Genomic DNA, 25,888 nt, shown 5'->3' with positions numbered 1-25,888 from the left:
AGACTCACAAACTACAAATGAATCACCTCACCATAAGCAGCTGCAACAGCTTCCATAACTGCTTCACTCATAGTTGGGTGTGGATGAACTGTTTTGAGAACTTCATGCCCTGTAGTTTCTAGTTTTCTTGCGATAACCGCTTCAGCAATCATGTCGGTTACTCCGGCACCTATCATGTGACAACCTAACCACTCGCCATACTTAGCGTCAAAAATAACTTTTACAAATCCTTCTTTAGTTCCAGAAGCACTTGCTTTTCCTGAGGCGCTGAAAGGGAATTTACCTACTTTAATTTCGTATCCAGCTTCTTTAGCTTGTGCTTCAGTCATACCTACGCTAGCAATTTCTGGATTAGCATACGTACAACCTGGGATGTTGCCATAATCTAAAGGCTCCACATGCATGTTGGCTATTTTTTCTACACAAAGAATTCCTTCGGCACTAGCAACGTGAGCTAGTGCTGGTCCAGCAGTAATATCACCAATAGCATAATATCCAGGTAAGTTGGTTTGGTACCATTGGTTTACGAGTACTTTACCGCGATCTGTAGAGATTCCCACCTCTTCTAGTCCTATTCCTGATAAGTTAGTCTCTATACCTACGGCACTAAGAACTACATCTGCCTCAAGAATTTCTTCTCCTTTTTTGGTTTTCACATAAGCTTTCACACCATCACCTGAAGTATCTACTTTAGTCACTTCGCTAGACGTCATTACTTTGATTCCAGATTTTTTAAAGCTGCGTTCCATTTCTTTAGAAATATCTGCATCTTCAATAGGAACTATACGGTCTAAGTATTCCACTATAGTAACCTCAGTTCCCATAGCATTATAGAAATAAGCAAATTCTACACCTATTGCTCCAGATCCTACTACAATTAGTTTTTTAGGCTGCGTTTTTAAAGTCATCGCTTCCCGATAACCTACCACTTTCTCGCCATCTTGTGGAAGAGAAGGAAGGATACGGGATTTTGATCCAGTAGCAATAATAATATGATCTCCTTCTACGGTAGAGGTAGATCCATCTTCAGCTTTCACTTCGATTTTCTTCCCTTTTTTTATCGTACCGTAACCCATGATTACGTCTATTTTATTTTTCTTTAGTAAGAACTGTACCCCTTTGCTCATTCCATCAGCCACATCGCGGCTGCGTTTTACAACAGCAGTAAAATCTTTATCTACATTATCTGCTTTAAGACCATAATCTTCGGCATGCTTTAGGTAATTGAATACGTCAGCACTTTTTATAAGTGCTTTAGTAGGAATACAACCCCAGTTCAAACAAACGCCACCTAGAGATTCTTTTTCAACTATAGCCGTTTTCAATCCCAGTTGAGACGCGCGTATTGCCGTTACATATCCGCCAGGTCCACTACCTAAAACGATCACATCATATTTACTCATATCAGTCATTTTTTAAGAGTCACAAAAATATGGAATAAAGTCCAATGGATCGTAAATTTGCACAACCTTATTATTATGTATAAATCACTTATTAGACCCTTGTTATTTGCTTTTGATCCAGAGGCAATACATTACTTTTCATTTAGCAGTATCAAATTATTAAACAAAGTGCCTGGTTTTAGTTCGCTTTCGCGAAAGCTTTATAAAAACAATCACCCAGCTTTAAAAAGAGAACTCTTCGGTTTAAGCTTTGAAAACCCTGTAGGAATGGCTGCTGGATTTGATAAAGATGCCAAAGCCTTTAAAGAGTTTTCAAATCTAGGGTTCGGATTCATAGAAATAGGTACTCTAACGCCTAAGCCACAAGATGGGAATCCTAAGAAACGTCTTTTTAGACTAAAAAAAGATCAGGCGATTGTCAATAGAATGGGTTTTAATAATGGCGGTGTGGACGCTGCAGTAGAACGATTGAAACAAAATCCTAAGTTAGGACAGCCTAATCACGTATTAATAGGCGGAAACATAGGAAAGAACAAACTCACACCTAATGAAGATGCCGTTAACGATTATATCATCTGCTTTGAAAAACTATTTGATCATGTAGACTATTTTGCCGTAAATGTAAGCTCGCCCAATACACCAGGATTGCGCGAACTTCAAGATAGAAAACCGCTGACTCATATCTTACAAACGCTTCAAGACCTCAATAATAAAAAGGATAAAAGAAAACCAATACTTCTTAAAATTGCGCCAGATCTAACTGACGATCAATTACTAGACATTATAGGAATAGTAGCCGATACAAAAATAGATGGAGTGATAGGGACGAATACTACCATTTCTAGAGAAGGATTGCAATCAGAAGAATCACTAATAAATCAAGCCGGCGGGCTGAGCGGTGCGCCACTTACAAAACGTGCAACCGAGGTGATTGCTTTTCTACATCAAAACAGTAAGGGTGCTTTTCCTATTATAGGAGTAGGAGGCATCGTGACCGCACAAGATGCGATAGATAAAATAAAAGCGGGTGCTAGTCTGGTGCAATTGTATACCGGTTTTGTTTATGAAGGACCTGCGTTGATTAAAGAAATTAATGAAGAGATCATAGCTCAAGGATTATGATAGAATCACTGGTCTCTTTTGCATTTGCAACCTTACTTCTCGCAATTTCTCCAGGGCCAGATAATATTTTTGTTCTAACACAATCAGTTGCACGTGGTTCTAAATATGGAATTGCTATTGCCAGCGGTTTGATAACAGGCTGCATCGTCCATACCTCAATAGTAGCCCTAGGTTTTGCAGTAATCATTAGAGATAATGAATGGTTGTTGTATGCCATCAAAATTGCGGGAGCGGTTTATTTGCTCTATCTCGCTTTTAAAATATACAAGTCAGATGCTTCTATTGAATTTGGCAATACCACTGCTTCTTCTCAAAGTTTATGGAAACTCTATCAAATAGGAATCACCATGAATTTACTCAATCCCAAAGTAACTTTATTCTTTCTTGCATTGTTACCACAATTTATCATCAAAGATTCCTTTCCAGATTGGATCCAAATCTATATGCTAGGAGGTGTTTTTATGTTGGTATCTTTACTCGTTTTTTATGCACTGGCCCTAGTTGCTGGAAAAGCAGCTGAATTCATAAAGTCATCCACTTGGTTTGCACCAGCCATGAAATGGCTACAAATTATTGTTTTTATAGGAATTGCTGTGGCGATTTTGATTCCTTAAAAATCAAAATCAAAATCAAATAAAAGTGCTTGGTTAAGCACTGAACCAAATTCAGCATAAGCCCCATCGAAATTTATTTACAAGTCGTAGATAATATTTTATGAATAGAAACCTCACCCTTTAGGGTTGGGGAAAAGGTTTTGTATTGGTTTGCACCAGCCATGAAATGGCTACAAATTATTGTTTTTATAGGAATTGCTGTGGCGATTTTGATTCCTTAAAAATCAAAATCAAAATAAAAATAAAAATCAAATAAAAGTGCTTGGTTAAGCACTGAACCAAATTCAGCACATGCCCCATCGAAATTTATTTACAAGTCGTAGATAATATTTTATGAATAGAAACCTCACCCTTTAGGGTTGGGGAAAAGGTTTCGTATTGGTTTGCACCAGCCATGAAATGGCTACAAATTATTGTTTTTATAGGAATTGCTGTGGCGATTTTGATTCCTTAAAAATCAAAATCAAAATCAAAATCAAAATCAAATAAAAGTGCTTGGTTAAGCACTGAACCAAATTCAGCACAAGCCCCATCGAAATTTATTTACAAGTCGTAGATAATATTTTATGAATAGAAACCTCACCCTTTAGGGTTGGGGAAAAGGTTTTGTTTATTATGAAACCTCAAAGCATTTTCTTATTCTCTATGTCAAGCATTTCCCTTTTGTTTCAAAGGGAAAACAGGTTGGCGACGATATCGGCTTAGCCGATTGAGCAACCAAAAGGGTTTCGCGGTTGATTTACAGTTTTAAAACTAAATCGTCATTTTATCTAAATTCGATAATTGAATTTTTAGATGAGGTAAATATAAATGATATTTATAAATCATAAATATAAAACGCAATGGCAACCTTCACATCATCCTTTCTAGACGACCTGCTCAAATAACTGGCAGATACGGTAAAAGAAATGAAACTTCCTAAGAACAAGATCATTGAAAAGGCTTTGAGTATTTATCTAGAGCAAATTAAAAAGGCTCGATTTGTCGCCTCATACAAGGGTATGGCTGCCGATCCAGATATGCTCGCCATGGCAGAAGAAGGAATGGCAGATTATTTCCAACAAATTGAAGATTTAGATGATGAAACAACGTGAAATATATCAGGCTTATCTCGATCCTTATGTAGGAAGTGAACAAGCTGTTAATCGACTTGTGGTTATAATATCAGGTAAAGCGGTAAACGATAATGCGCAAACTCTAATAATCTGTCCATTAACTACCAATGTCAAAAATAACTACGGAGATGTCCTAGTGAAACCAGATGAACGCAATGGATTGAAACAAGAATCAGAGATTTTGAACATTCATATGCGTTTTATTTCAAAAAAGAGATTGAAAAATAAAAATTTCTTTATTACCAAAAAGGAGCTTGCAAAAACAATCGAATCCATCAATTATATTTTAAAGTTTTAAGCTATACTTTTAAGTTTTCGCGGAAGCGAATTCCTTACTAAAATTAACCGCTGTTTCAATCAATGCTAAATGTGAGTAGGCCTGAGGGAAATTCCCTAGCAATCGCTTGGTCTTAAAGTCAATGTCCTCACTGAATAATCCCAGGTGATTGCTATACGATAACAGTTGATCAAAATAGGCACGGGCCTTATCGGTTTCTCCTATTTTATGCAGACTGTCAATCAGCCAAAACGTACAAATGGTGAAGGATGAGCTAGGCTCACCAAAATCATCGTTGTTTTTATAACGGTACATCAATCCATCGGTACACAACTCTCTTTCAGTCGCTTGAACTGTACTGATAAATCTCGGATCTGTGGCTTTTACAAAACCGTATTGTTGCATAAGAAGTGTGGATGCATCCAGGTCTTTGGATCCATAAGATTGTGTGTAAGCTTGAACTTCCTCGTTCCAGCCCTTCACATAAATATCATGGTAGATTTCATTTCGCAGTTCGCGCCATTCTTCTAAGTATTTAGAACGCTTCAATATCTCACTGATCTTTATGGCGCGATCGATAGCTACCCAACACAGGAGTTTTGAGAATACAAAGTGACGCTCTTCCGTACGCAATTCCCAAATACCTTTATCTGGTTCTTGCCAGTGCTTTTTCACAATGGACGTAATGCTTTTAATAATGGTCCAGAGCTCTTCGCTATTTTCAAGACTGGTTTCAAACTGATCGAATTGTTGGAAGATGACCTCCATCAATATGCCATAGATATCGTTTTGCTTTTGTACGTAAGCAGCGTTTCCTATACGCACGGGATTTGAGTTTTCATATCCAGAAAGGTGTTCGAGAAATTCTTCAGTCAACTCTTTTTCTCCATTAATCCCATACATGATCTGGATTTTTTCATCTTTATCTGGAATAGTATGTATAATAAATTGCAGGAATTTTTTAGCCGATTTCACATGTCCTAAGCCTGTGATTACTCGGATCACCATAGAGGCATCCCGTACCCAACAAAAACGGTAATCCCAGTTGCGCACTTCTCCTATAGTCTCCGGTAAGCTAGTCGTAGCTGCGGCAAGTACAGCACCTGTTTTTTCAAAAGTGAGTGCTTTAAGCGTTAAGGCACTGCGCACAATTTCTTCCTGGTATAAAGGATATGTGGTTGTACGATCGCTCCAGTTCATCCAGTACGTCTTGGTGCGTTGAAACTTTAGGTAGGACCTATCTAGTGTCTGATCAGCAAGTTTCTCGTGATAGGAAAGCAGTAAAAAGGAGTTGGATCGTAGTGTGATGGTTTTTTGTAAAAGTATCGCATGGAGATCTATATCGCTGTATAGAAATACAGATTCGTATTCACCTTCTATGGTGTTGCTATGTAGGTATTCTCCTTCGTTTATGGTTTTTGTGGTGCCTATGGCATACTTCAATTTGGGATCATAAATGACTTTAAACGTTGGTTGTCCTTTGATCAATCGCATAAAACGAATGATGTCTGGCGGAGAATAAAAACTACCGTCATTTTTTGGATAACGCGGCATAAAATCAATGACTTGAAAGGCATGTTCTCCATTGTCAAAAGTGGTGCTCAGGATATTGGTTTGCCATAAATATTCTTGCTGAATATCGTAATCTTCCGTTACTTCAAAAGAAAGACTCCCCCCTTTTTTATCATCTAATATTTTACCAAATACAGAAGCCGAATCAAATATGGGAAGACAACACCAGTCGATAGAGCCCTTATCAGATACAAGAGCAGCACTCCTACAATTTCCTATAATTCCGTAATTTAAATTCTCCATAAATATGCTATTAACTTCTATTCCCTGTAGGTCTTATCTTTAAAAGCCTAAATTAAGGATTAAAGTTTCATCTACATAAAATCACTTCTTAACATTTAACTAATAATCGGCTTCCTTATACTTCAAGTTACGCCAAGCTGTGAATTCGCAAAAATAAACGAACAATAGTAAAGGTCATTGAAGATAAGCGCAATAACTGACCTGAATTGACAAGTATCTATGAAAATCCTATATTTGTGAAACACCTTTTTTTATTTAACCCCAAGTCAAGTCGTTACCTAGTGACTTGAGTACAGTCTCTGCTTTATGAGTAAAACAATAATCGTATCTAATCGCCTTCCTTTACAACTTTCCATAGACCAAGGTGTCGTAAGCTCTTCACCTAGTGCAGGTGGGCTTGCTACTGGATTGAAGTCTGTACACAGGGATAGCAACGGATTGTGGATAGGCTGGACTGGACTGACCCAAGAGGAGACTCCGCAGGAGTTGGAATCTGAGATCCACAAAGCTGTTGCAGACCAGCAATGTGCCGCTGTTGAATTAACTCAGTCTGATATGGATGGGTTTTATTATGGTTTTAGCAATAGAACCGTATGGCCTTTATTCCATTATTTTATGGAATATGTGGAGTTTGACAACGATAATTGGGAGATTTATAAAAGTGTCAACCGCAAATTTGCACAGGTAGTTTTGGAAAATTTGGAGGATGGAGATAATGTCTGGGTGCATGATTATCAGTTGATGTTATTGCCACAAATGATCAAGGAGCAACGACCTGATGTTTCCATAGGATTCTTTCTTCACATACCGTTTCCTTCCTTTGAGGTGTTTAGGACGCTGCCATGGCGGGAAGAAATTCTTCACGGTTTGTTGGGTTCAGATTTATTGGGTTTTCATACCTATGATTACGAGCGTCATTTTTTGAGTTCGGTAAGCAGGATTTTGGGCTACGAGGTTAGTTTTAATGACATTACCTATAAAGATCGTTTGATTAAGGTAGACAGTTTTCCTATGGGTATTGATTATGATAAATTTCACGCTTTCGCGAAAGCGAATCAAGAACAGACAGATAAAACACAAAGTGAGTTACAGCGGCGCTTAGACCTTCATGCAACGGCTACCCCAGATGCTAAAATGATCCTTTCTATAGACCGCCTGGATTACACAAAAGGGATTGCTAACAGGCTTAAGGCATTTGAACATTTCCTAGAGAAATACCCAGAATACACAGAAAAGGTAAGGCTGGTCATGCTGGCCGTTCCTAGCCGTTCTAATGTACCGCAGTATCAAGTCCTAAAGAAAGAAATCGACGAACTGGTAGGACGTATTAACGGTAAGTTCTCTACGGTTAGTTGGACACCGGTTTGGTACTTTTACCGATCTATGCCGTTTAATAATTTAATCGACTTGTACACCTCTTGTGATGTGGCGCTTATCACTCCTATTAGGGATGGAATGAATCTGGTCGCCAAAGAATACATCGCTACAAGAACCGATCAAACTGGAGTATTGATCCTTTCTGAAATGGCAGGTGCTGCAAAGGAGATGAATGAAGCTTTATTGATTAATCCTAACAATATAGACCTTTTAGCAGACACGATTAAAGAAGCCTTAGAAATGCCTGAGGAAGAACAGAAAAAGCGAAATAAGTACATGCAAAGTCGCCTGAAACGCTATAATGTAGAAAAATGGGCTAGTGATTTTATGAACAAACTAAATGCAGTAGAAGGAAATAGAAGTGTGGTTAAAGCAAAACACATCAATGAAAAGCGACAGGATGAAATACTCAAGCGCTTTAAAAATGCTAAAAAGCGTATGTTCTTCCTAGATTATGATGGTACTTTACGAGGCTTTGTCAATAATCCAGGTGATGCAAAACCAGATGCGCAATTACTAGATATGGTTTCAAAGCTACAAGCTGATGACAACAATGAAGTAGTCATCATTAGTGGTCGTGATTCTGGGACACTAGGAGAGTGGTTTAAAGATATACCAGTAACTTTGATTGCAGAACATGGCGTTCTTAAAAAAATATATGGTGGTGACTGGGAACTCACAGAAACTATGAATACCGATTGGGTACCAACCATTCAGCCGGTTTTGCAAACCTTTGTAGACCGCACTCCAGGAACCTTTATTGAGAAAAAAAAATATTCTCTAGCATGGCATTACCGCAAGGCAGACCCAGAACTTGGAGAAAAGCGAGCTAATGAACTCTCAAACGTGATCAGAGAACTAACAAGTAACCATGGTTTAAGTGTGCTTTCTGGAAATAAAGTGCTGGAAATAAAGAGTAGTAATGTCCATAAAGGGAAAGCGGCAAACAACCATATTCTAAACCAGAAGTACGACTTTATATTTTGCATAGGTGATGACTGGACTGATGAATTTATGTTTCAAGACTTGCCAGAAGATTCGTTTACCGTAAAAGTTGGAGTAGCTAACACCGCAGCAAGATATTATGTGGATGATACCGATCAAGTAAGGGATGTATTGAATGCCTTTTTGAGTTAGGGATTTAAAAGAAGGAAACCGTTGTTTATATCACTTTTGTATGCGCAAAAAAGACCTTATGAAAGTAGTGCGCTTCCAGACTAATCGTTGAACTTGCTGGAATGCTGGAAACTACAAGATGTTACGATTAAGTATATAGTACGAGCATCTCTTTTTTAAAACATTTCTAGATCATGTGGTAAATTCCATTGTCATAAAATAGGAAGTTACTACGAATGCTTGCCACCGCATACAAGCTTTGATAGTAAACCGAAAATAGATATTTTCATTTTCGCAAACGATATTGTTTGGTATCTTTACCGCAATGGAACATGTAAAAATTATCGAATGTCCGCGTGACGCCATGCAAGGAATTAAGGAGTTTATCCCTACGCATTTGAAGGTGCAGTACATTCAGTCTTTATTGAGATGCGGTTTTGATACGATTGATTTCGGGAGCTTTGTTTCTCCTAAAGCCATACCGCAAATGGTCGATACTGCTGAGGTGCTTTCTCAACTAGACCTTTCTAAAACCGATTCTAAGCTTCTTGCTATTGTTGCTAATTTACGCGGTGCACAAGCAGCTTGCGAGCATCCAGAAATTCAGTATTTAGGCTATCCATTTTCTATATCTGAGAATTTCCAAATGCGCAACACTCATAAAACTATTGCTCAAAGTGTGGAATTGCTGCAGGAGATCATCAACCTTGCTCAAAAGAACCATAAAGAATTAGTCGTTTATATTTCTATGGGCTTCGGTAACCCTTATGGAGATCCATGGAATGTGGAGATCGTAGGAGAATGGACGCAGAAGTTATACAACATGGGTGTTAAGATTTTATCGCTTTCAGACACCGTAGGAACTTCAGATCCAGAGACCATTGCGTATCTTTTTTCAAACTTGATTCCTAAATATCCTGCTATTGAATTTGGTGCACATTTACATACCACGCCTACAAGTTGGCACGAGAAAGTAGATGCTGCCTATAAAGCTGGTTGTAGAAGATTTGACGGAGCGATTCAAGGTTTCGGTGGCTGCCCTATGGCAAAAGACGAACTTACTGGTAACATGCCTACAGAAAAAATGGTAAGTTATTTCCATACTGCAAAGGCAGACTCCAATGTAAGTGCCATGTCTTTTGAAAGCAGTTATAATGAAGCGACTAAGATTTTTACTAAGTATCATTAATTGAAATTAAAATTTTCGTTTTAAAGATATTAAAATCGAATATTCCTACATTTATTTTTTGTTTCTGCTATTTTTCAACTAACTATGCAGCAAAGATTTTAGAATAACTCGTGCAATTCTTAAAAGACAAAATTGCATTATATTTTGAACTCAATTGCTGTTTATAATTACTGAATAGTTATTATTGAAATAATTACTTAAATTTTATCAATTCAACAATCAACTTTAAGTGTTACGTTTTATGAAAAAAATATTAATAATTTTAGTAATGGCATGTTCTGGAATTACACTGGGGCAGAAAAAAATAGATTTTATAGATGTGGATCTTATTTTAAAGAAAGCTAACAGCAATGCTCAAAAGCAAGATTACAAAGCTGTGCTTAAGGAATTAAATCGCATACCAGTTAACGATTCTATTTATTGTGGTATTTTAATAAGGAAATCCTATTATTTATTGCAAGATAAACAGTATGATAAATTAGAAACAGTTTATAACGAGGCTGTAGAACTAGATTGTTCTGAACAGTTGTTAGAAATAAGATCTAATCAAGCTGTGGCTTATTTCAGAACAGAACAGTACGACAAGGCAATTACAACTTGTGATCAAATACTAGAGGCAAGACCTTATAATGCTAATGCAATGTATAATAAAGCGCTAGCACTTTCTAAAAAAGGAAATTATGAAGAAAGTGCACAACTATATCAAAAGTTAGTGCGCATAAACCCTTTAGATAAAGATGTTCATTTGCAGTTGGGTGTGTTGTGTTATAATAGAGGTTTAACGGCTCAAGCTCTGTTAGCATTAAATATGTTTATGTTATTAAGTGATAATCTAGAGGATAATATAGAACAATTAAAAAGTCTTAATAAATTATCTTATAATTTATCTACTGTTGAAGTGGAGGATTATAAACTGTCTAATGAAGATGATGATTTTAAAACAATTAATCAAATTTTAGATCAACGACTAGCTCTTCAAGACTCTTATGATACCGGTAGTAAAATAGACTTGCAGCTCGTAAGGCAAAATCATGCATTATTCTCTTACCTAAAAGATCATAAGGGAAATAAAGGACTTTGGTCAGAAGTGTACGTGCCAGTATTTCAAAAAGTAATGAACGAAGAATTTTTTGAAGAATATACATATTATATAACGCAAGCTCTTAAAAATGGGGATTTATCTTCTTTATACCGAAGAAATCAAGATAAGGCTGCCGAAGTTGGTATAAGCATTGCTCAATACTATATGGGGCTGGTAGGTGAAGTTGCGGAAAATAAAAGTTACTATTATGAAGAAGGTAAGCTCGCCGCTATTGGGAATAAAATTGACGATCAACCTATAGGACTATATTCTTTCTACAACTCTAAGGGATCTAATACATCTGAAGGAGAGTTCCATGAGAATCATGAACTTACGGGGACTTGGAACTATTATTACGAAAATGGAAGCGTACGAGAATCTCAAGAATTTGAAAGCGGTAAAAAAGATGGTGTGAATCTAGGTTATCATCCTAATGGAATGAAATCTTACGAGCTTTTTTGGAAAAATGATTTAGCCATTGGTAAGTATACTTATTACACGACTAGCGGTGCACTCAAAATTGATAAGGAATTACTGGATTCAAAAAATAATGGAGCATTTAAAGAATATTTTGATATCGGTAAGAGTGCACTAGAATATGAAGGTACTTATAAGAACGATTTTATAAATGGTTCATTAAAAGAATATTACTCAGATGGCACGCTTTTTAAAGATGCTAATTATGATTTAAAAATGCTTAATGGCCTTGAGAAAACATACAATATAAAAGGAACTTTAGTTGCTGAGGTAAACTATAAAGATGGTGAGCTTAATGGTATATATAAAACGTACCACAATAATGGTAAGATATCTATAGACGCGACTTCTAAAAGCGGATATTTTTTTGGAAAATACACCTATTATTTTGACAATGGAGAAATTGCTACTAAGTGCTCCTACAACGAAGACGGTGAGATAGATGGACTCTATGAAGAGTTTGCTTCTGATGGAAAGCTTTGGTTAGAATACAATTATCGCAATGGTAAAATATCTAATTATACCTATTATAATAAAAAAGGAGCTGTAGTCCATACCGATAAAAAGAGAAGTGGTAGCCTTAAATATATTGGATATAATACAAAAGGTGATTTAAAAATGGAAGGTGCCTATGATGTGAAAGATGGTAAAACAGGTATGTGGAAATATTATAATGACAATAACGGTTCATTGTCAAGTAGCGGAAGTTTTGAGGAAGATCAACGACAAGGAGTTCATAAGAAATATTATCCAGAAGGTATTGAACAAGAAATCACAACTTATAAAGATGATGCTCCTCAAGGTTATTCAGTTTTTTTCTATCCTAATGGGAAGATTAAAAGCCAGCTTTACTTTAAAAACGGTGTTGAACATGGTAGTTGGGAAACCTATCATGAAGATGGTTCTCTTAAAACAAAATCATATTATAATAATGGTGAAATTATTAATGATTCTGAAACTTATGATGTTGAAGGTAAGTTAACACAAGTAAATCGTTATAAAAAAGGAGAAGTGATTAGTGAAACTAATTATCACCCAAATGGGAAGGTTAAAGAAAAATTTGAATTTCCTAGAAAATCAGGAGTAAGCACTCAAAAATATACCAATAATCAAGGAAACTTAATAATGGAATACAGTTATCTTAATGGTGTATTACATGGCTCTGTTTTTCAATACGGTTCGGGAGGAATTATTACTTTCAAAGGGCAATACTTTCATGGTAATAGACAAGGTGTTTGGGAATGGTTTGATACAGAAGGTAATAAAGAGTCTATAAGAGAATATTATTTGAACAACTCTCACGGAAAAGTAGAGTTCTATTATCCGAATGGAAGTCTTTCTGCAGAATATACTGACTTATTTGACCAGCTGGAAGGCACTTATAAAAGCTACTGGAAAAATGGTTCCATTAGTACTTTAAGCTTCTACAAAAGCGGTAAACTTCACGGAGAACGCAAAAATTATGATCCATCTGGAAATCTTCAATTGATAAGATATTACGATGATGGTGCTTTTATAGGTTATGCTTATGAGAAAAATGATGGCACGTTAATAGATACAATTCCTATAAAAAAGGAAACTGCAAAAGTGACCGCTTACTATAAAAACGGACAAATTTCACGAGATTATACCTTAAAAGCCGGGCAAATAATGAACACTTATAAAATCTTTTATCCTAGTGGTCAACTTTTATCTTCCACTGCTTATAAATATGGATTAATGGATGGTAAAGAAATAGATTACTATGAATCAGGGAATTTGAAGTCTAAAACTAATTATTTGATGGATGAAAAGCACGGGCTAGAAACACTCTATCATAGTAATGGAAAAATGAAAAAAGAAACAACCTTTAAAAGTGGTAAAAAAAATGGGCCATGTAAGAATTATGATGAGCAAGGTCAACTTAAAAAAACAGAAGAATATTACAATAATGAATTACAATTTTAATCTAGTACGTTTATCATTTTTTTTTATTTTTGGAATCAGTTCTCTTTCAAATGGTCAACTGCCGCAAGAAGTTATAGAATACCAAAAAAAATACCCTGATGATAAATTTGTCAGACTTATCGATGAGCAATTAATTACGATCGACTTAGACAAAGGACAGTTTAACATTGAGTATAAAGTGGTGGAGGAGGACTTATACTTAACTTCAGATGCCCACTTTGCCGCTAAAGAAAGCAGGTCGTTCTCTCATTTTTTTGAATTAGATGAGATTGAAGCCAGCAGTTTTAATCTAGAGAAAGGAAAATATCGTGAATCGCGAGTAAAGGATTTCAAAACTAAAGATCGACTAGATCAATCCTTCAGAGATGACTCAAAATCGATTAATTTTTTATTTGATAAATTGGCAGAAGGATCTAGAAGTCGCATTGAGTATACTGTTAATATTAAGGATCCAAGGTTCTTACCTACAATTTATTTTGCCGAAGGTGTTCCCGTTATATCAAAAAAAGCGGTATTCAAAATTCATAAAGATGCAGAACTCAAATTAATCGAATTGAACTGTGAGGATTTTAAGGTTAATTTTTCTAAAGAAGAAAAAAGAGGTTACGTCTATTATACCTGGAATGCAGAGAACACAGACGGTATTGATTTTGAATACCAAGCGCCTGATATACGTAATTTTGTACCTCATATTATACCTGCAATTGCTCGATATAAAGATGGCCAAGGAAAAACCGTTGATCTTCTTAATGATGTAAAAGGATTATATGGTTGGTACAGTAATCTAGTATCTACAATTAATACTTCTCCCATTAATCCTGCACTAGAAACTTTAACTAAGGAATTAACTAAAGACAAACAAACAGAAATAGAAAAGGTTAGAGCTATTTATTATTGGACACAAGAAAATATTAAATATATAGATTTTGAATATGCTTTAGGTGGTTTCATACCTCGAGATGCAAATGATGTTTTTGATAAAAAATATGGAGATTGTAAAGATAATTCTAGCATTATGAAAGAAATGCTTGCAATAATTGGTTTAAAAGGGTCTTTGTCGTGGATTGGGACTCGCGATATACCTTACGATTATAATACGGTCTCAACACCTAGTGTAGATAACCACATGATTCTTTCTTATGAAAATAATGGAAAACGTTATTTTCTTGACGCAACAGGTAGATATCAGCCTTTAGAATTGCCTACTTCATTCATTCAAGGAAAACAGATCCTCATAGAAAACGGAAAAGATGAGTTTATTTTAGATGAAGTACCTGTGATAGAAGCATCGGTTAATTACCGTAAGGATACTATAGAATTAAATATAAAAGATGATTTGCTAGTAGGAAGTGCTACTACCGTTTATGATGGGTATGAGAAATTAGATATGTATAGGACTTTAGAGCGAGTGAACAAGGATTTGAAAAAAGACTTTTTTGAAGAAGAATTAAGACTAGGGTCAAACAAGTTTTTGATTGATAAATGGACAGAAAATAATCTCTTTGAATACAATGATATTTATTCTATCAATTATCAATTCCAGATAAACAGCTACATACAGTCCTTGGATGATGAGGTTTTTGTTAACCTTAATTTGAATAAAAACGCAGAGTCCATGCGTATGGACGAAAACAGAAAATTACCTATTGAGTTCGATAACAAGAATAGTTATTCCATGCTAACTTCACTTGAGATCCCAGACGGTTATGAAATTGATTATTTGCCTGAAAATTTTGAAATTAAAAGTGACTTAATGGAATCTTCTATAAATTATAAAATAGAAAACAATAAAGTTATATACGAACAACAAATGGTTTATAATTTTATAGAACTTTCTAAACTACAACAAACTAAAATAAATAACCTAATCGATAGCATAGCTCTTCAATATAAAGAAGTTGTGGTACTTAAAAGAATCAACTAATGAATTACCAATTTTTACTGACAGCATTTCTATTATTTAGCATATCGCTACAGGCTCAAGAGGCTCCTTATTATGAATCTTATGACTGGAGTGATCAACCTTCATACATGGGCAAAGACTATGGAGATCAAGAGATCGTAGGCTTGTTTAGTAATGTCGTTAGCGAGTTCTACTTTGTAGATTCTAAATCGCTAGTAGAATATTATATGGAACACGAGATTTTATTACTTAATAGTGATAAAATTATCGAGCAGTATAATAAAGTGTACCTTCCTTACGATGATCGCAAAGAAATAGTCTTACATAAAGTAAGAGTAATTAATATAGACGGTAGCGTTATTGAAGTTGGAAAGGATAAAATTTTTGATGCAAAAGATGAAGAAACAGGAAATCAATATCAATATTTTGCGTTAGAAGGACTTGAAAAAGGAAGTGTTTTAGAACGTATGTATGTTTATAAACGTTATCCTCAGTACAATGGAAAGTATTTAAGACTGCAAGAAGATTATGATAAAAATGAGGTAAGCTTTCAACTTTTTGCCCCTAGCAATCTCATATTTGCATTCAAATCTTATAATGGTTTGCCTCAAGCAGTAGTGAAAGAAAATGATTCTAAAAATCACTGGATCATATCTGTAGATAAGTTAGAAGCTATTGATAAAGAAGAAGGAGCCTCTTACAACGCAAATACTGCCCATGTAATTTATAAACTAGATAGTAACACTGCAAGTAGTTCAGAAAATTACGCAAGCTACGCAACGGTTGCAAAGAATATTTATAAAAACCTTAACGAGGAGTTATCAAAAAGAGAATCTAAAGAACTAGATAAGTTTATTAAAAATGCAGTTGTTGGAAATAGTCTCGATGAAAAACTTTCTTCATTAGACAATTATATTAAAGAAAATATTTTCAAAACAGATATAGAGGAAGAAAAATACAATTCTGTTCCTTCTGTTCTCAAAAATAAAATAGGGACTGATACAGGAATTATTAAACTTTATTTAGCCTCACTTAATCTTATGGAAATAGACCATGAAATTGTGTTAACGTCTAGTCGTTCTAGTGAAAAATTTGATCCAGAATTTGAGGCTTATAATTACCTGCAAAACTATTTGATCTATTTCCCAGAAACAAAAAAATATACCTCACCTGACGATTTTTCAACACGCTATGGTTATCCAGATGGATATCTGACAGATAATTATGGATTGTTTATAACAAAAGTGAAAGTTGGAAATTTTGAATCCAGTGTTGGAGAGGTGAAATTCATACCTGCTGTAAGCGCTAAGGATACACAGGATATTATGAGACTTGATGTAAAATTTAGCAGTAAAGATAATTCTGTCATCGAAGTGGATCTTAGAAATGAGTTGACTGGCTACTCAGCAGCCTCATTGCAACCATTTATATTCAGATTAGATGATGATACACGTGAAGAGATTATGTTAAGCTATGCACATAGGTTAACAGAAGATATGGAAATCACAGAAAAGGTAATGATGAACGTAGAAAAAGGAGATTTCGGAAAAGCACCTCTTATTATGAATTATAAATTTTCTAGTAGTGACTTTATTGAAAAAGCTGGGAGAAAAAGTTTGTTTAAAATAGGTAAACTTATAGGTGCCCAGACGGAGCTTTACCAAGAGAAAGAGCGCAAACTACCTTATGAAAACACGCATAATCGTACCTACGATAGAGAGATTACAGTTTATTTACCAGATGGTTACACGATTCCAAATTTAGACGATATCAAAATAGACAAGCAATTTAAAAATGACAAAGGTGAAACCGTTTTTTACTTTAAATCAGATTACACATTAGAAGGAAACATACTCAAAGTAATTGCAAATGAATTTTATGACCAGACCGTAGTTTTACCCTCTAATTATGAAGAATACCGTACGGTGATTAATAGCGCAGCAGATTTTGAAAAGATTAGCTTGATTCTACAATCTAAATAATAGAATTTTAATCTTATCATATTGTTAACCAAAGCTTATTTGGTAAAATCATAAGTTTGAATCAAACAATTTATTCATGGCGCTTTTAGGTCCTATAATTAAAACAGCTTTACATATCCACGACTCGATTACTTCGGGTTCAAATCATGTGGAATTACAAAGGGAAGTGCTAAAAAACTTATTAAAAAAAGCTAAAAAAACCTCTTTTGGCCTTTACTACGATTTTAATGGTATTTTAAAAGATGATGATATAGAGCACGCTTTCGCAGAAGCGGTACCCTTCTTCGACTATCACAAAATGGATGAGCATTGGTGGTCTCGTACGAAAGAGGGAAAGCCCAATATCAGTTGGCCAGGTACTCCAAAATTCCTGGCAAGATCAAGCGGTACCACAGGTAAAAATCCCAAAACTATTCCAGTATCTGATGAGATGATCGCCGCTATAAAAGCAGCAGGAACAAGACAAGTAAGTGCATTAACTAATTTTGATCTGCCAGCAGGTATTTTTGAAAGTGAGGTGCTTGCATTAGGCAGTTCTACAGATTTAACAAAAGAGAATGGATTCATCATTGGAGAAATTAGTGGTATTTCAGCCAGTCAAATTCCTGAATTTTTAGATTCGTTTTACAGACCAGGAAAAAAAATATCCTCCATTGATGATTGGGATGAACGCGTTCAAAAAATAGCTGAAGAAGCTAAAAACTGGGATATTGGTATGTTGAGCGGTATTCCATCTTGGCTCGAACTGATGTTAAAAAAAGTAATGGATTATAATAATGTAGATGCTATTCATGACATATGGCCCAACCTATGCGTCTATACTTCTGGCGGCGTCGCTTTTGAGCCCTACAGGTCTAGTTTTGAAAAATTATTCTCTAAACCAGTACAAATTGTAGATACTTATCTCGCTAGTGAGGGGTTTATCGCTTGCCAGCAGCGTCCAGAAACAGATGCTATGCAACTTATTACAGACGGAGGGATTTACTTTGAATTTGTGCCGTTCCAACCAGAGTATGTAGAGCAAGACGGCAGTATTACAGCAAATGCACCTGTAGTATCTATGGCTGATGTAGAACCAGATGTAGATTATGCACTTATCATATCTACCGTTTCTGGTGCTTGGCGTTATTTGATAGGGGATACCATCAAATTTATTGATGTTGAAAGAGCTGAAATCAAAATAACAGGAAGAACTAAGTTTTTTCTAAACGTAGTAGGAAGCCAATTGTCGGTTTTAAAAATGGAAACAGCCATTATTGAGCTACAATCGAAGTTTGATACAACCATAAAAGAATTCACCGTTTCTGCTAAGAAAATAGAGGGTGATTTTTATCATGTTTGGTATTTAGGAACAGAAACAAGTACTTCAGAAAAGGAACTTGCTCAGGCTTTAGATCAGTTACTTCAAGAAGCTAACAAGAATTACAAAGTAGCTCGATCTAAAGCATTAAAAGGAGTCCAAGTAAATAAAGTACACCCAGAAACATTTGCAAAATGGAACAACCACAATAATAAAAAAGGTGGCCAGGTTAAGATGGAAAAAGTAATGGCTGAAGAAAAATTTAAAAATTGGGAAGAGTTTGCAGCAAACCTTTAATGGCAACAAAATAAACTTATGAAGAGCTCAATCACGAACTAATAGCTCCAAATAAATTTAATTACTTACCAATAATTAGGAATGAGGAAGGTTGATAGGCGCCAGTTCTTCGTCTGTTGGTTTTTCACCCGTTTTTCCATACCTGTTAATGAGTTCTAGAATTTCTTCAGGGGAGAGGTAGAACTTGCGCATGTGTCGCTTGTATTTTTCTGACAGACTGGTGTGATTAAGAATAAAGTTTTTAGTTTTTAAAATGTACGCTCCCATTCCATGACGCACAGCATAATCGTCTGCGGCTCGCTCTACTTCTTGAATATGAGAGTGTGAATACAAGTATTTTAATCCGAAAATAATCATCCCTATACTGCTGCGTGCTCGATAATCCATCACGTGCCCAAGTTCGTGGCCTAGCCAGCCTATGAGGACATCACGAGGTATTTCATCGATGGTGAAGATTTCATTTTCTACTTTGAACTCTTTACTTATCAGGATGATATAACTGCGATTGCTTCGAGACTTGAAGATACTGCTGTAAGTGGGCTGTGCTTGCATGAAGTTTTTACGCACCATATCATTGAATCTAAATTCGATGTGTGTATCCTTTAATAGAGGATAAAAAGACATGGCTTTTTCTGCCTCTTTTAAAATGGATTCTGGTGCTTTAATATGAGGATACTTCATAGATAACAATATACGATGCAGTTCCAATTATGGTCGTGAAATTCAAGTTAAAGGTGCATATCTAAATTTATTTCAGATTGTAAAATAAGGTACTTGTTTTCCAAACTAACAAGTGTTAGTTTTGTATCAACTTAACGACTTAACTATAGTGAGCACATTTCATAACATAACCCTTTCCCAGGTCTATAAAGAGACGGAGGATACTACCGTAATAGCCTTTGATGTTCCGCAGGAATTGAAAGAAGAATTCAAGTACCGTTCAGGTCAGTTTTTGACTTTACGTACTACGATTAATGGTGAAGATGTGAGGCGTAGTTACTCGTTATGCAGCAGTCCGCTGGATGATGAATGGAAAGTAGCCGTTAAAGAAATTTTTGAAGGTAAGTTTTCGACTCACGTGAATCGCGAGTTAAAGACTGGTGATGCGCTACAAGTTGCTGCTCCTAGTGGGGATTTTGGTATTGAACCTCATGATGAAACTGAAGTAAAGAATTATATAGCTTTTGCTGCTGGAAGTGGGATTACTCCTATGTTGAGTATTATAAAAACACACCTTGCTAGCGAGCCAAATGCTAAATTCAAGTTATTCTACCTTAATAGAACGGTAAAATCCATTATCTTTAAGGAAGAGATAGAAGCACTGAAAAACACCTATTTAAGTCGTTTTGAAGTCTTTTATTTTCTAAGCCGAGAGAACAGAGATATTCCGTTATTTAATGGAAGATTTAATAAAGAGAAATTACAAACACTCACGCAAACGTTGATCAATGCACCACATACAGATCACGCTTTTATTTGTGGTCCAGAAGAGATGATTTTCTTGATCAGAGATGAACTCGTTGCCGCAGGAATGAAGAAAGAGAATGTTCATTTTGAGCTTTTCGTAAGCGGATTGAGCGATGCCGATAAAGCTAGAGCAGCTGCAGCGCTTGAGAAAAAAGTGGATGGAGTAGATGTGACCATCATTGATGGAAGTAAAGAATTTCATTTTGTATTGGGTAAGGATTTTGATAACGTACTAGATGGTGCGATAAGCGCTGGAGCAGATTTGCCGTATGCCTGTAAAGGTGGCGTGTGCAGTACTTGTAAATGCAAAGTGTTAGAGGGGTCTGTGGAGATGAAAGTAAATTATGCATTGACCGATGAAGAAGTGGAGAAAGGTTTTGTGCTGAGTTGTGTTAGTGTACCTACCAGTAAGAGGTTGGTGGTGAGTTATGATGGTTAGGTAGAGAAATAAGATTGTTGGGATCTCGCTTTCGCGAAAGCGGAATAGTACTAAATAAAGAGAGAATAGTAAGTTTGGAGGTTTTAAAAAGCTTCAGATAGTTGATAATAAGACTCCGCATGAAGTGTGGAAAAATATAAAATTAATCGTAGGTGCTGAATCCAAAAGATTTTTACCTACTCAGGAAAATAAATTATGAGCGAAGCAGAAATCAAAAGTTTAGAAGCGCAATTTGATGCAAAAATTGCTAGAGATGAAAAAATCGAGCCTAAAGACTGGATGCCTGAGAAGTATCGCAAGACGCATATCAGACAGATTTCCCAGCATGCACATTCTGAAATTGTAGGAATGTTGCCAGAGGGAAACTGGATCACTCGTGCACCATCATTGCGTCGTAAAGTAGCACTACTGGCAAAGGTGCAAGATGAAGCTGGACATGGTCTTTACTTATACAGCGCTTGTGAAACTTTAGGAATCACAAGGGAGCAGATGTATGAAGATTTACATTCTGGAAAAGCAAAATATTCATCGATTTTTAATTACCCAACCATGACTTGGGCAGACATGGGAACTATAGGATGGCTGGTAGATGGAGCTGCGATTATCAATCAAGTCCCATTGTGTAGTACTTCTTTTGGACCCTATGCTCGCGCAATGGTGCGCGTATGTAAGGAAGAAAGTTTTCATCAGAGACAAGGTTATGAAATCATGCTGTCGCTTTGTAATGGTACTGAAGAACAAAAAGAAATGGCTCAAGATGCATTGAATCGTTGGTGGTGGCCATCATTAATGATGTTAGGTCCTACAGATGCGGCAAGCACGCATACAGAGCAATCTATGAAGTGGAAGTTAAAGCGCAAGACCAACGACGAGTTGCGCCAGCAGTTTATTGACCAGACAGTTCCACAAGCAGAACTTTTAGGACTGACCATTCCAGATGCAGATTTAAAATGGAATGACGAGAAAGGAAATTATGATTTTGGAGAGATTAATTGGGACGAATTTTGGCAAGTGGTAAAAGGTCACGGACCTATGAATAAAAAGCGATTAGACGACCGTCGCAATGCTTGGGAGAATGGATCTTGGGTACGTGAAGCTGCAACTGCTTATGCGTCCAAACAGAAAAATAGAAAACAACAAACTGCGCAAGCAGTGTAACGGCGGAACGCATTCCGCCGAAACCGCGGAACGCATTCCGCCGAAACAGCGGAACACACTCTGCCGAAACCGGCGCAAGCAGCGTAACGGCGGAACGTATTCCGCCGAAACCGCGAAACACACTCTGCCGAAACCGGCGCAAGCAGCGTAACGGCGGAACGCATTCCGCCGAAACCGCGGAACACACTCTGCCGAAACAGCGGAACACACTCCGTCGGAGGACGGAGGAGCTATTTAATGAAGTGAAAATTGAAAATATGAGTCAAGAAACGCCACTTTGGGAAGTTTTTATACGATCTAAAAACGGACTAGAACACAGACATTGCGGTAGTCTGCATGCTGAAGATGCTGAGATGGCAATGAATAATGCCCGAGATGTTTACACCCGTAGAAACGAAGGTGTCAGTATTTGGGTGGTCGAATCCAATAATATTACAGCCAGCAGTCCAGAGGCAAGTGGCGAATTATTTGAGCCTGCAACAGATAAGGTATATAGACATCCTACTTTTTATGAGTTACCTGATGAGCTGAAGCATATGTAGTTTTAAAAGGAAAAGGAAAATCAAAACTAAAATCAAATCATAATGAGTGAAAAACCTTATGATGTAGAAGATAGATTGATACTATTTGCAGCCAATGTGGTTAGAGAATTTGATTTTCCGATAAAAACATACGCGTCAAAATAGCATGCGGAACAACTTATCCGTTCCTCAGGAAGTGCTGCTTCAAGTTACGGAGAGTTTGCTGTTGCAGGAACTAGTAAAGACAAGATTAATAAACTTAGGATTTGTTTAAAGGAATTAAAAGAAGGTAAGAATAACTTAAAGCCGGTCTTTTAAAAAACGACCAAACAAATCTAGTAGATGAATCTTTACAGCTCAGTAAAATAGTTGCAACAATTATTAAGAACCAAAAATAAGCGTCCTCAAAATTGATTTTGATTTTCGTTTTGATTTTTTAATCATTTCATTGATATGAAACAACCGATAAAGGAGTTGAATCCAAAATTTTTGGAATCATCACAAAACAAAGAACATTTAATAAACTACCTACTAGGTGTTGCAGATAATTACCTGATTCTAGGACAGCGATTAGGAGAACTCTGTGGTCATGGACCTAATTTAGAGCCAGATATTGCATTGACTAATATTTCTTTAGATATGTTGGGACAGGTACGTAGCTATTATCAATATATCGCTCAGTTGAGAGGAGATAAATCTACGGAGGACGATATCGCTTTCTTGAGAAAAGAACGAGAATATAGAAGCGTATTGCTTTTAGAACAACCTAATACAGATTTCGGTTACGTGGTGGTACGTCAGTTTTTCTTTGATGTGTACAATAAAATGTTTCTAAATGCTTTACAACAAAGCGCCGATGAAACTTTGAGAGCCCTGGCTTTTAAAGGAATTAAAGAGGCAAGTTATCACGAGCGTTTTTCAGGAGACTGGTTAAAACGTTTAGGTGACGGAACAGAAGAAAGCAAGAGCCGTGTTCAAGAAGCTGTAAATGATCTTTGGATTTATACCGATGAACTCTTTCAAACTACCACCGCAGATGATGCGATGATTGCAGCTGGAGTAGCACCAGATATGTTGCCATTTCGTGATCTCTACTATCAAAAGCTAAATGAATTACTCACTACGGCAACACTAGATATACCAGAAGTAGAATACTTTCAAAAAGGAGGCAAAGAAGGATTGCACAGCGAGCATATGGGATTTATCCTTACTGAGATGCAGTACATGCAACGCACGTATCCAGATTCAAAATGGTAAGTGAATATCGAATATCGATTATGGAACACTGAATAACGAAATGAAATAAGAAAATATGAAGTTTGATATAGAAACTCGCTTGATTCAGTTTTCTGTGGACATTATTAAAGTTGCAGACCATTCAATGAATAATAGCTACACAGCAAACCATTTATGCAAGCAATTGATAAGAAGTTCAACTGCAGCAGCTCTTAATTATGGAGAAGCGCAAAGCGCTGAATCACATAAAGATTTTTTACACAAGATGAAAATTGCACTAAAAGAGTTGAGAGAATCGATGGTCAATCTTAAAATTCAAAAAGGAGCCGCACTCATTAAGAATAGTACAGATGTTGATAGGTTAATTGATGAAAACAACCAATTGATTTCAATCTTCGTAGCCAGTATAAAAACATCTAAGACTAAAAATTCTTAAATCAAAATTTCAATATTCCTTATTCGTTAATCAATATTCGATATTCATTATGATTCAAACCTTCAACATATCGCCAGACCTTCTAAAAATTTTAGAATCCGTTATGGATCCAGAAATACCCGTACTTAACGTGGTAGATCTGGGTGTGATTAGAGATGTTGAGGTAGAAGGGAAAGAAATAACCATAAAGCTCACGCCTACTTATAGTGGTTGTCCAGCAATGGATGTGATAGGTGATGATCTGGAAAGCGCATTTGCCGCTCATGGATATACCGTTCATGTTCAATTAATCATGAGCCCACCATGGACAACAGACTGGATTACGGAGCGAGGTCGCAAAGCATTGGAGAAATATGGTATCGCCGCACCACTGGGCGAGTCTGCAGACAAAGATGTGCTTCTTAACGAGAAAAAGCTGGTAAAATGTACTAATTGCGGTTCTAAGAATACAAAATTAGTGAGTCAGTTTGGTTCTACCGCTTGTAAAGCGATGTTTCAATGTGAAGATTGCCTCGAGCCTTTTGATTATTTTAAATGTTTGAAGTAATCCGGATTCTCTTCCCGGTAGTCACCTCTTCAATCAAGGCTAAAACGAACCCTTTTAAAGCATTCTTTTCATTGAAGTTAAACCTCAATTCTTTCTAAACAATAAATTTTATAATATTTCCAAATTAGCTCTTTTATTGATGGATGCAGTTCGTCGTTTTAATTATTGTTTACAACGAAAACAGAATAAAATTATGATCTTTTAAAGGATGCAACTAGGTGTACACCATACATTTACCTTATTATAATTGTTAACATGAAATAACATTTATTTATTACGGTATTCCTGCTGTCTTTATCACTACAACTAAAGGCACAAGTAGGTGTTAATACAGATATTCCAGACTCTTCAAGTATGTTAGACGTATCTTCCTCTGATAAAGGAATTCTAGTTCCTAGAGTAGCACTGACGAGCACAACTGATGTTACAACTATTGCAAGTTCTGCTAATAGTTTATTTGTTTTCAATACAACTGTTGTTAGTGATGTATCTGTAGGTTTTTACTACTGGAGTGCACCTCTTGTTAAGTGGGTTAAAGTTATAGACCAGCAAGATCAATTAAAAAAATTCGGTACTCTTTTTGCAACATTTGCAAGTACTAAGGTAAACGTAGGAGCAACGACTCTAGAAACATTTAATTATGCATCTATCGGTTTTAATACTATAGACGGAGCCTTTTTATCAGGTAACAATTTATCATTACCTCCAGGAGACTATATCGTTGAATCTTCCGTTTATTTAAATTCAGGTAGTTTTGATTATATCATGAGAATAAACACTGCCCAACAGGGATTAAAAGGTACTATGGCTTCTGTAAAGACTCAAGTGGAAATAGTTCAACAAAAACAAATCGCCGTATTTACAACTACCGAAACTATTACAATTGACTTTATTGCAACGGGTGCTTCTGGGCAAGATACAAATGGTTTTTTAGATGTAAATCCTGATTTATTTTATCTTAAAATCACTAAGTTGTAGCTTTTAAATTTACTAATAGATAGGAGCTATTTGGATCTTAGGATTAAAGAGCTTTCTAAAAAATTTAATATGTATCATTTGGTAATTTTGT

Annotated in this window: 21 protein-coding genes; 18 read left to right on the top strand and 3 right to left on the bottom strand. The window is 36.1% G+C overall.

All coding sequences use genetic code 11. From position 1 onward, the window contains the following. Window positions 1–11: 11 nt before the first annotated feature. Entirely contained in the window at window positions 12–1,403 is a 1,392-nt protein-coding gene (lpdA, locus tag F0365_RS01115) for a dihydrolipoyl dehydrogenase (protein ID WP_169931961.1), read from the bottom strand. A gap of 75 nt (window positions 1,404–1,478) precedes the next feature. Here lpdA and F0365_RS01110 point away from each other — a divergent pair, with 75 nt between their 5' ends. The 4 genes from F0365_RS01110 to F0365_RS01095 all read left to right on the top strand — a co-directional run bounded on the left by F0365_RS01110 (window position 1,479) and on the right by F0365_RS01095 (window position 4,552). Next, window positions 1,479–2,525 carry a quinone-dependent dihydroorotate dehydrogenase gene (locus F0365_RS01110; RefSeq protein WP_169931960.1) on the top strand — a complete coding sequence of 349 codons (1,047 nt, stop codon included), beginning with the start codon at window positions 1,479–1,481 and terminating at the stop codon, window positions 2,523–2,525. Next, window positions 2,522–3,139: a LysE family translocator gene (locus tag F0365_RS01105; RefSeq protein ID WP_169931959.1), complete on the top strand. Its 618-nt coding sequence runs from the start codon at window positions 2,522–2,524 to the stop codon at window positions 3,137–3,139. Before F0365_RS01110 ends, F0365_RS01105 begins: the two co-directional genes overlap by 4 nt. Window positions 3,140–4,047: 908 nt before the next feature. Next, complete coding sequence (locus F0365_RS01100) at window positions 4,048–4,233, top strand: CopG family transcriptional regulator (RefSeq protein WP_240961786.1); 186 nt, start codon at window positions 4,048–4,050, stop codon at window positions 4,231–4,233. Continuing rightward, window positions 4,217–4,552 (top strand): type II toxin-antitoxin system PemK/MazF family toxin, encoded by a 336-nt coding sequence (locus F0365_RS01095; RefSeq protein ID WP_169931958.1) that lies wholly within the window; start codon window positions 4,217–4,219, stop codon window positions 4,550–4,552. Before F0365_RS01100 ends, F0365_RS01095 begins: the two co-directional genes overlap by 17 nt. A gap of 9 nt (window positions 4,553–4,561) precedes the next feature. On the opposite strand, the gene F0365_RS01090 is transcribed toward F0365_RS01095, so the two are convergent. Continuing rightward, window positions 4,562–6,346 carry a glycoside hydrolase family 15 protein gene (locus F0365_RS01090; protein WP_169931957.1) on the bottom strand — a complete coding sequence of 595 codons (1,785 nt, stop codon included), beginning with the start codon at window positions 6,344–6,346 and terminating at the stop codon, window positions 4,562–4,564. Between the two features lie 306 nt (window positions 6,347–6,652). Here F0365_RS01090 and F0365_RS01085 point away from each other — a divergent pair, with 306 nt between their 5' ends. From F0365_RS01085 to F0365_RS01060, 6 genes are all read left to right on the top strand, one after another. Then, window positions 6,653–8,860: a bifunctional alpha,alpha-trehalose-phosphate synthase (UDP-forming)/trehalose-phosphatase gene (locus F0365_RS01085; RefSeq protein ID WP_169931956.1), complete on the top strand. Its 2,208-nt coding sequence runs from the start codon at window positions 6,653–6,655 to the stop codon at window positions 8,858–8,860. A 304-nt stretch (window positions 8,861–9,164) separates the two neighbouring features. Then, entirely contained in the window at window positions 9,165–10,028 is an 864-nt protein-coding gene (locus tag F0365_RS01080; protein ID WP_169931955.1) for a hydroxymethylglutaryl-CoA lyase, read from the top strand. Window positions 10,029–10,269: 241 nt separating this feature from the next. Next, on the top strand, window positions 10,270–13,533 hold the full coding sequence (locus tag F0365_RS01075; protein ID WP_169931954.1) for a tetratricopeptide repeat protein: 3,264 nt from the start codon (window positions 10,270–10,272) through the stop codon (window positions 13,531–13,533). Beyond that, the gene (locus F0365_RS01070) at window positions 13,517–15,457 is read left to right on the top strand and encodes a transglutaminase-like domain-containing protein (RefSeq protein ID WP_169931953.1); all 1,941 of its coding nucleotides are present in this window, start codon (window positions 13,517–13,519) and stop codon (window positions 15,455–15,457) included. Before F0365_RS01075 ends, F0365_RS01070 begins: the two co-directional genes overlap by 17 nt. After that, the gene (locus F0365_RS01065) at window positions 15,457–17,418 is read left to right on the top strand and encodes a DUF3857 domain-containing protein (RefSeq protein ID WP_169931952.1); all 1,962 of its coding nucleotides are present in this window, start codon (window positions 15,457–15,459) and stop codon (window positions 17,416–17,418) included. Before F0365_RS01070 ends, F0365_RS01065 begins: the two co-directional genes overlap by 1 nt. Before the next feature lie 76 nt (window positions 17,419–17,494). Then, window positions 17,495–19,015, top strand: a complete 1,521-nt coding sequence (locus tag F0365_RS01060; RefSeq protein WP_169931951.1) for a GH3 auxin-responsive promoter family protein — start codon at window positions 17,495–17,497, stop codon at window positions 19,013–19,015. Between the two features lie 75 nt (window positions 19,016–19,090). On the opposite strand, the gene F0365_RS01055 is transcribed toward F0365_RS01060, so the two are convergent. Further along, window positions 19,091–19,696 (bottom strand): hypothetical protein, encoded by a 606-nt coding sequence (locus F0365_RS01055; RefSeq protein WP_169931950.1) that lies wholly within the window; start codon window positions 19,694–19,696, stop codon window positions 19,091–19,093. A gap of 148 nt (window positions 19,697–19,844) precedes the next feature. Here F0365_RS01055 and F0365_RS01050 point away from each other — a divergent pair, with 148 nt between their 5' ends. The 8 genes from F0365_RS01050 to F0365_RS01015 all read left to right on the top strand — a co-directional run bounded on the left by F0365_RS01050 (window position 19,845) and on the right by F0365_RS01015 (window position 25,797). Next, the gene (locus F0365_RS01050) at window positions 19,845–20,921 is read left to right on the top strand and encodes a 2Fe-2S iron-sulfur cluster-binding protein (RefSeq protein WP_169934708.1); all 1,077 of its coding nucleotides are present in this window, start codon (window positions 19,845–19,847) and stop codon (window positions 20,919–20,921) included. A 195-nt stretch (window positions 20,922–21,116) separates the two neighbouring features. After that, window positions 21,117–22,079 (top strand): 1,2-phenylacetyl-CoA epoxidase subunit PaaA, encoded by a 963-nt coding sequence (gene paaA / locus F0365_RS01045; RefSeq protein WP_169931949.1) that lies wholly within the window; start codon window positions 21,117–21,119, stop codon window positions 22,077–22,079. A gap of 257 nt (window positions 22,080–22,336) precedes the next feature. Next, complete coding sequence (paaB, locus tag F0365_RS01040) at window positions 22,337–22,621, top strand: 1,2-phenylacetyl-CoA epoxidase subunit PaaB (protein ID WP_169931948.1); 285 nt, start codon at window positions 22,337–22,339, stop codon at window positions 22,619–22,621. A 159-nt stretch (window positions 22,622–22,780) separates the two neighbouring features. Next, the gene (locus F0365_RS16485) at window positions 22,781–22,918 is read left to right on the top strand and encodes a hypothetical protein (RefSeq protein ID WP_240961977.1); all 138 of its coding nucleotides are present in this window, start codon (window positions 22,781–22,783) and stop codon (window positions 22,916–22,918) included. 135 nt (window positions 22,919–23,053) lie between these two features. After that, entirely contained in the window at window positions 23,054–23,857 is an 804-nt protein-coding gene (gene paaC, locus F0365_RS01030) for a 1,2-phenylacetyl-CoA epoxidase subunit PaaC (protein WP_169931947.1), read from the top strand. Between the two features lie 55 nt (window positions 23,858–23,912). Then, window positions 23,913–24,272, top strand: a complete 360-nt coding sequence (locus tag F0365_RS01025) for a four helix bundle protein (protein ID WP_169931946.1) — start codon at window positions 23,913–23,915, stop codon at window positions 24,270–24,272. A 49-nt stretch (window positions 24,273–24,321) separates the two neighbouring features. Then, window positions 24,322–24,819, top strand: coding sequence for a 1,2-phenylacetyl-CoA epoxidase subunit PaaD (gene paaD, locus F0365_RS01020; RefSeq protein WP_169931945.1), 498 nt, complete (start codon window positions 24,322–24,324; stop codon window positions 24,817–24,819). A gap of 354 nt (window positions 24,820–25,173) precedes the next feature. Next, window positions 25,174–25,797, top strand: a complete 624-nt coding sequence (locus tag F0365_RS01015; protein ID WP_169931944.1) for a hypothetical protein — start codon at window positions 25,174–25,176, stop codon at window positions 25,795–25,797. Window positions 25,798–25,888: the final 91 nt, after the last annotated feature.

This window comes from Nonlabens sp. Ci31 (assembly GCF_012974865.1).
Lineage (GTDB): Bacteria > Bacteroidota > Bacteroidia > Flavobacteriales > Flavobacteriaceae > Nonlabens.
The sequence above is the reverse complement of the archived record's forward strand: the minus strand, read 5'-3'. Positions and strand labels throughout refer to the sequence as shown.

Excerpts from the sequence above, each read along its gene's own strand:
- F0365_RS01090 (WP_169931957.1), bottom strand. The coding sequence starts at position 6,346 with ATGGAGAATTTAAATTACGGAATTATAGGAAATTGTAGGAGTGCTGCT.
- F0365_RS01015 (WP_169931944.1), top strand. The coding sequence starts at position 25,174 with ATGTTAGACGTATCTTCCTCTGATAAAGGAATTCTAGTTCCTAGAGTA.
- F0365_RS01085 (WP_169931956.1), top strand. The coding sequence starts at position 6,653 with ATGAGTAAAACAATAATCGTATCTAATCGCCTTCCTTTACAACTTTCC.
- paaA (WP_169931949.1), top strand. The coding sequence starts at position 21,117 with ATGAGCGAAGCAGAAATCAAAAGTTTAGAAGCGCAATTTGATGCAAAA.
- F0365_RS01100 (WP_240961786.1), top strand. The coding sequence starts at position 4,048 with ATGAAACTTCCTAAGAACAAGATCATTGAAAAGGCTTTGAGTATTTAT.
- F0365_RS01075 (WP_169931954.1), top strand. The coding sequence starts at position 10,270 with ATGAAAAAAATATTAATAATTTTAGTAATGGCATGTTCTGGAATTACA.
- lpdA (WP_169931961.1), bottom strand. The coding sequence starts at position 1,403 with ATGAGTAAATATGATGTGATCGTTTTAGGTAGTGGACCTGGCGGATAT.
- F0365_RS01080 (WP_169931955.1), top strand. The coding sequence starts at position 9,165 with ATGGAACATGTAAAAATTATCGAATGTCCGCGTGACGCCATGCAAGGA.
- paaD (WP_169931945.1), top strand. The coding sequence starts at position 24,322 with ATGATTCAAACCTTCAACATATCGCCAGACCTTCTAAAAATTTTAGAA.
- F0365_RS01070 (WP_169931953.1), top strand. The coding sequence starts at position 13,517 with ATGAATTACAATTTTAATCTAGTACGTTTATCATTTTTTTTTATTTTT.
- F0365_RS01055 (WP_169931950.1), bottom strand. The coding sequence starts at position 19,696 with ATGAAGTATCCTCATATTAAAGCACCAGAATCCATTTTAAAAGAGGCA.
- paaB (WP_169931948.1), top strand. The coding sequence starts at position 22,337 with ATGAGTCAAGAAACGCCACTTTGGGAAGTTTTTATACGATCTAAAAAC.
- F0365_RS01060 (WP_169931951.1), top strand. The coding sequence starts at position 17,495 with ATGGCGCTTTTAGGTCCTATAATTAAAACAGCTTTACATATCCACGAC.
- F0365_RS01110 (WP_169931960.1), top strand. The coding sequence starts at position 1,479 with ATGTATAAATCACTTATTAGACCCTTGTTATTTGCTTTTGATCCAGAG.
- F0365_RS01025 (WP_169931946.1), top strand. The coding sequence starts at position 23,913 with ATGAAGTTTGATATAGAAACTCGCTTGATTCAGTTTTCTGTGGACATT.
- F0365_RS01065 (WP_169931952.1), top strand. The coding sequence starts at position 15,457 with ATGAATTACCAATTTTTACTGACAGCATTTCTATTATTTAGCATATCG.
- F0365_RS01105 (WP_169931959.1), top strand. The coding sequence starts at position 2,522 with ATGATAGAATCACTGGTCTCTTTTGCATTTGCAACCTTACTTCTCGCA.
- paaC (WP_169931947.1), top strand. The coding sequence starts at position 23,054 with ATGAAACAACCGATAAAGGAGTTGAATCCAAAATTTTTGGAATCATCA.
- F0365_RS01095 (WP_169931958.1), top strand. The coding sequence starts at position 4,217 with ATGATGAAACAACGTGAAATATATCAGGCTTATCTCGATCCTTATGTA.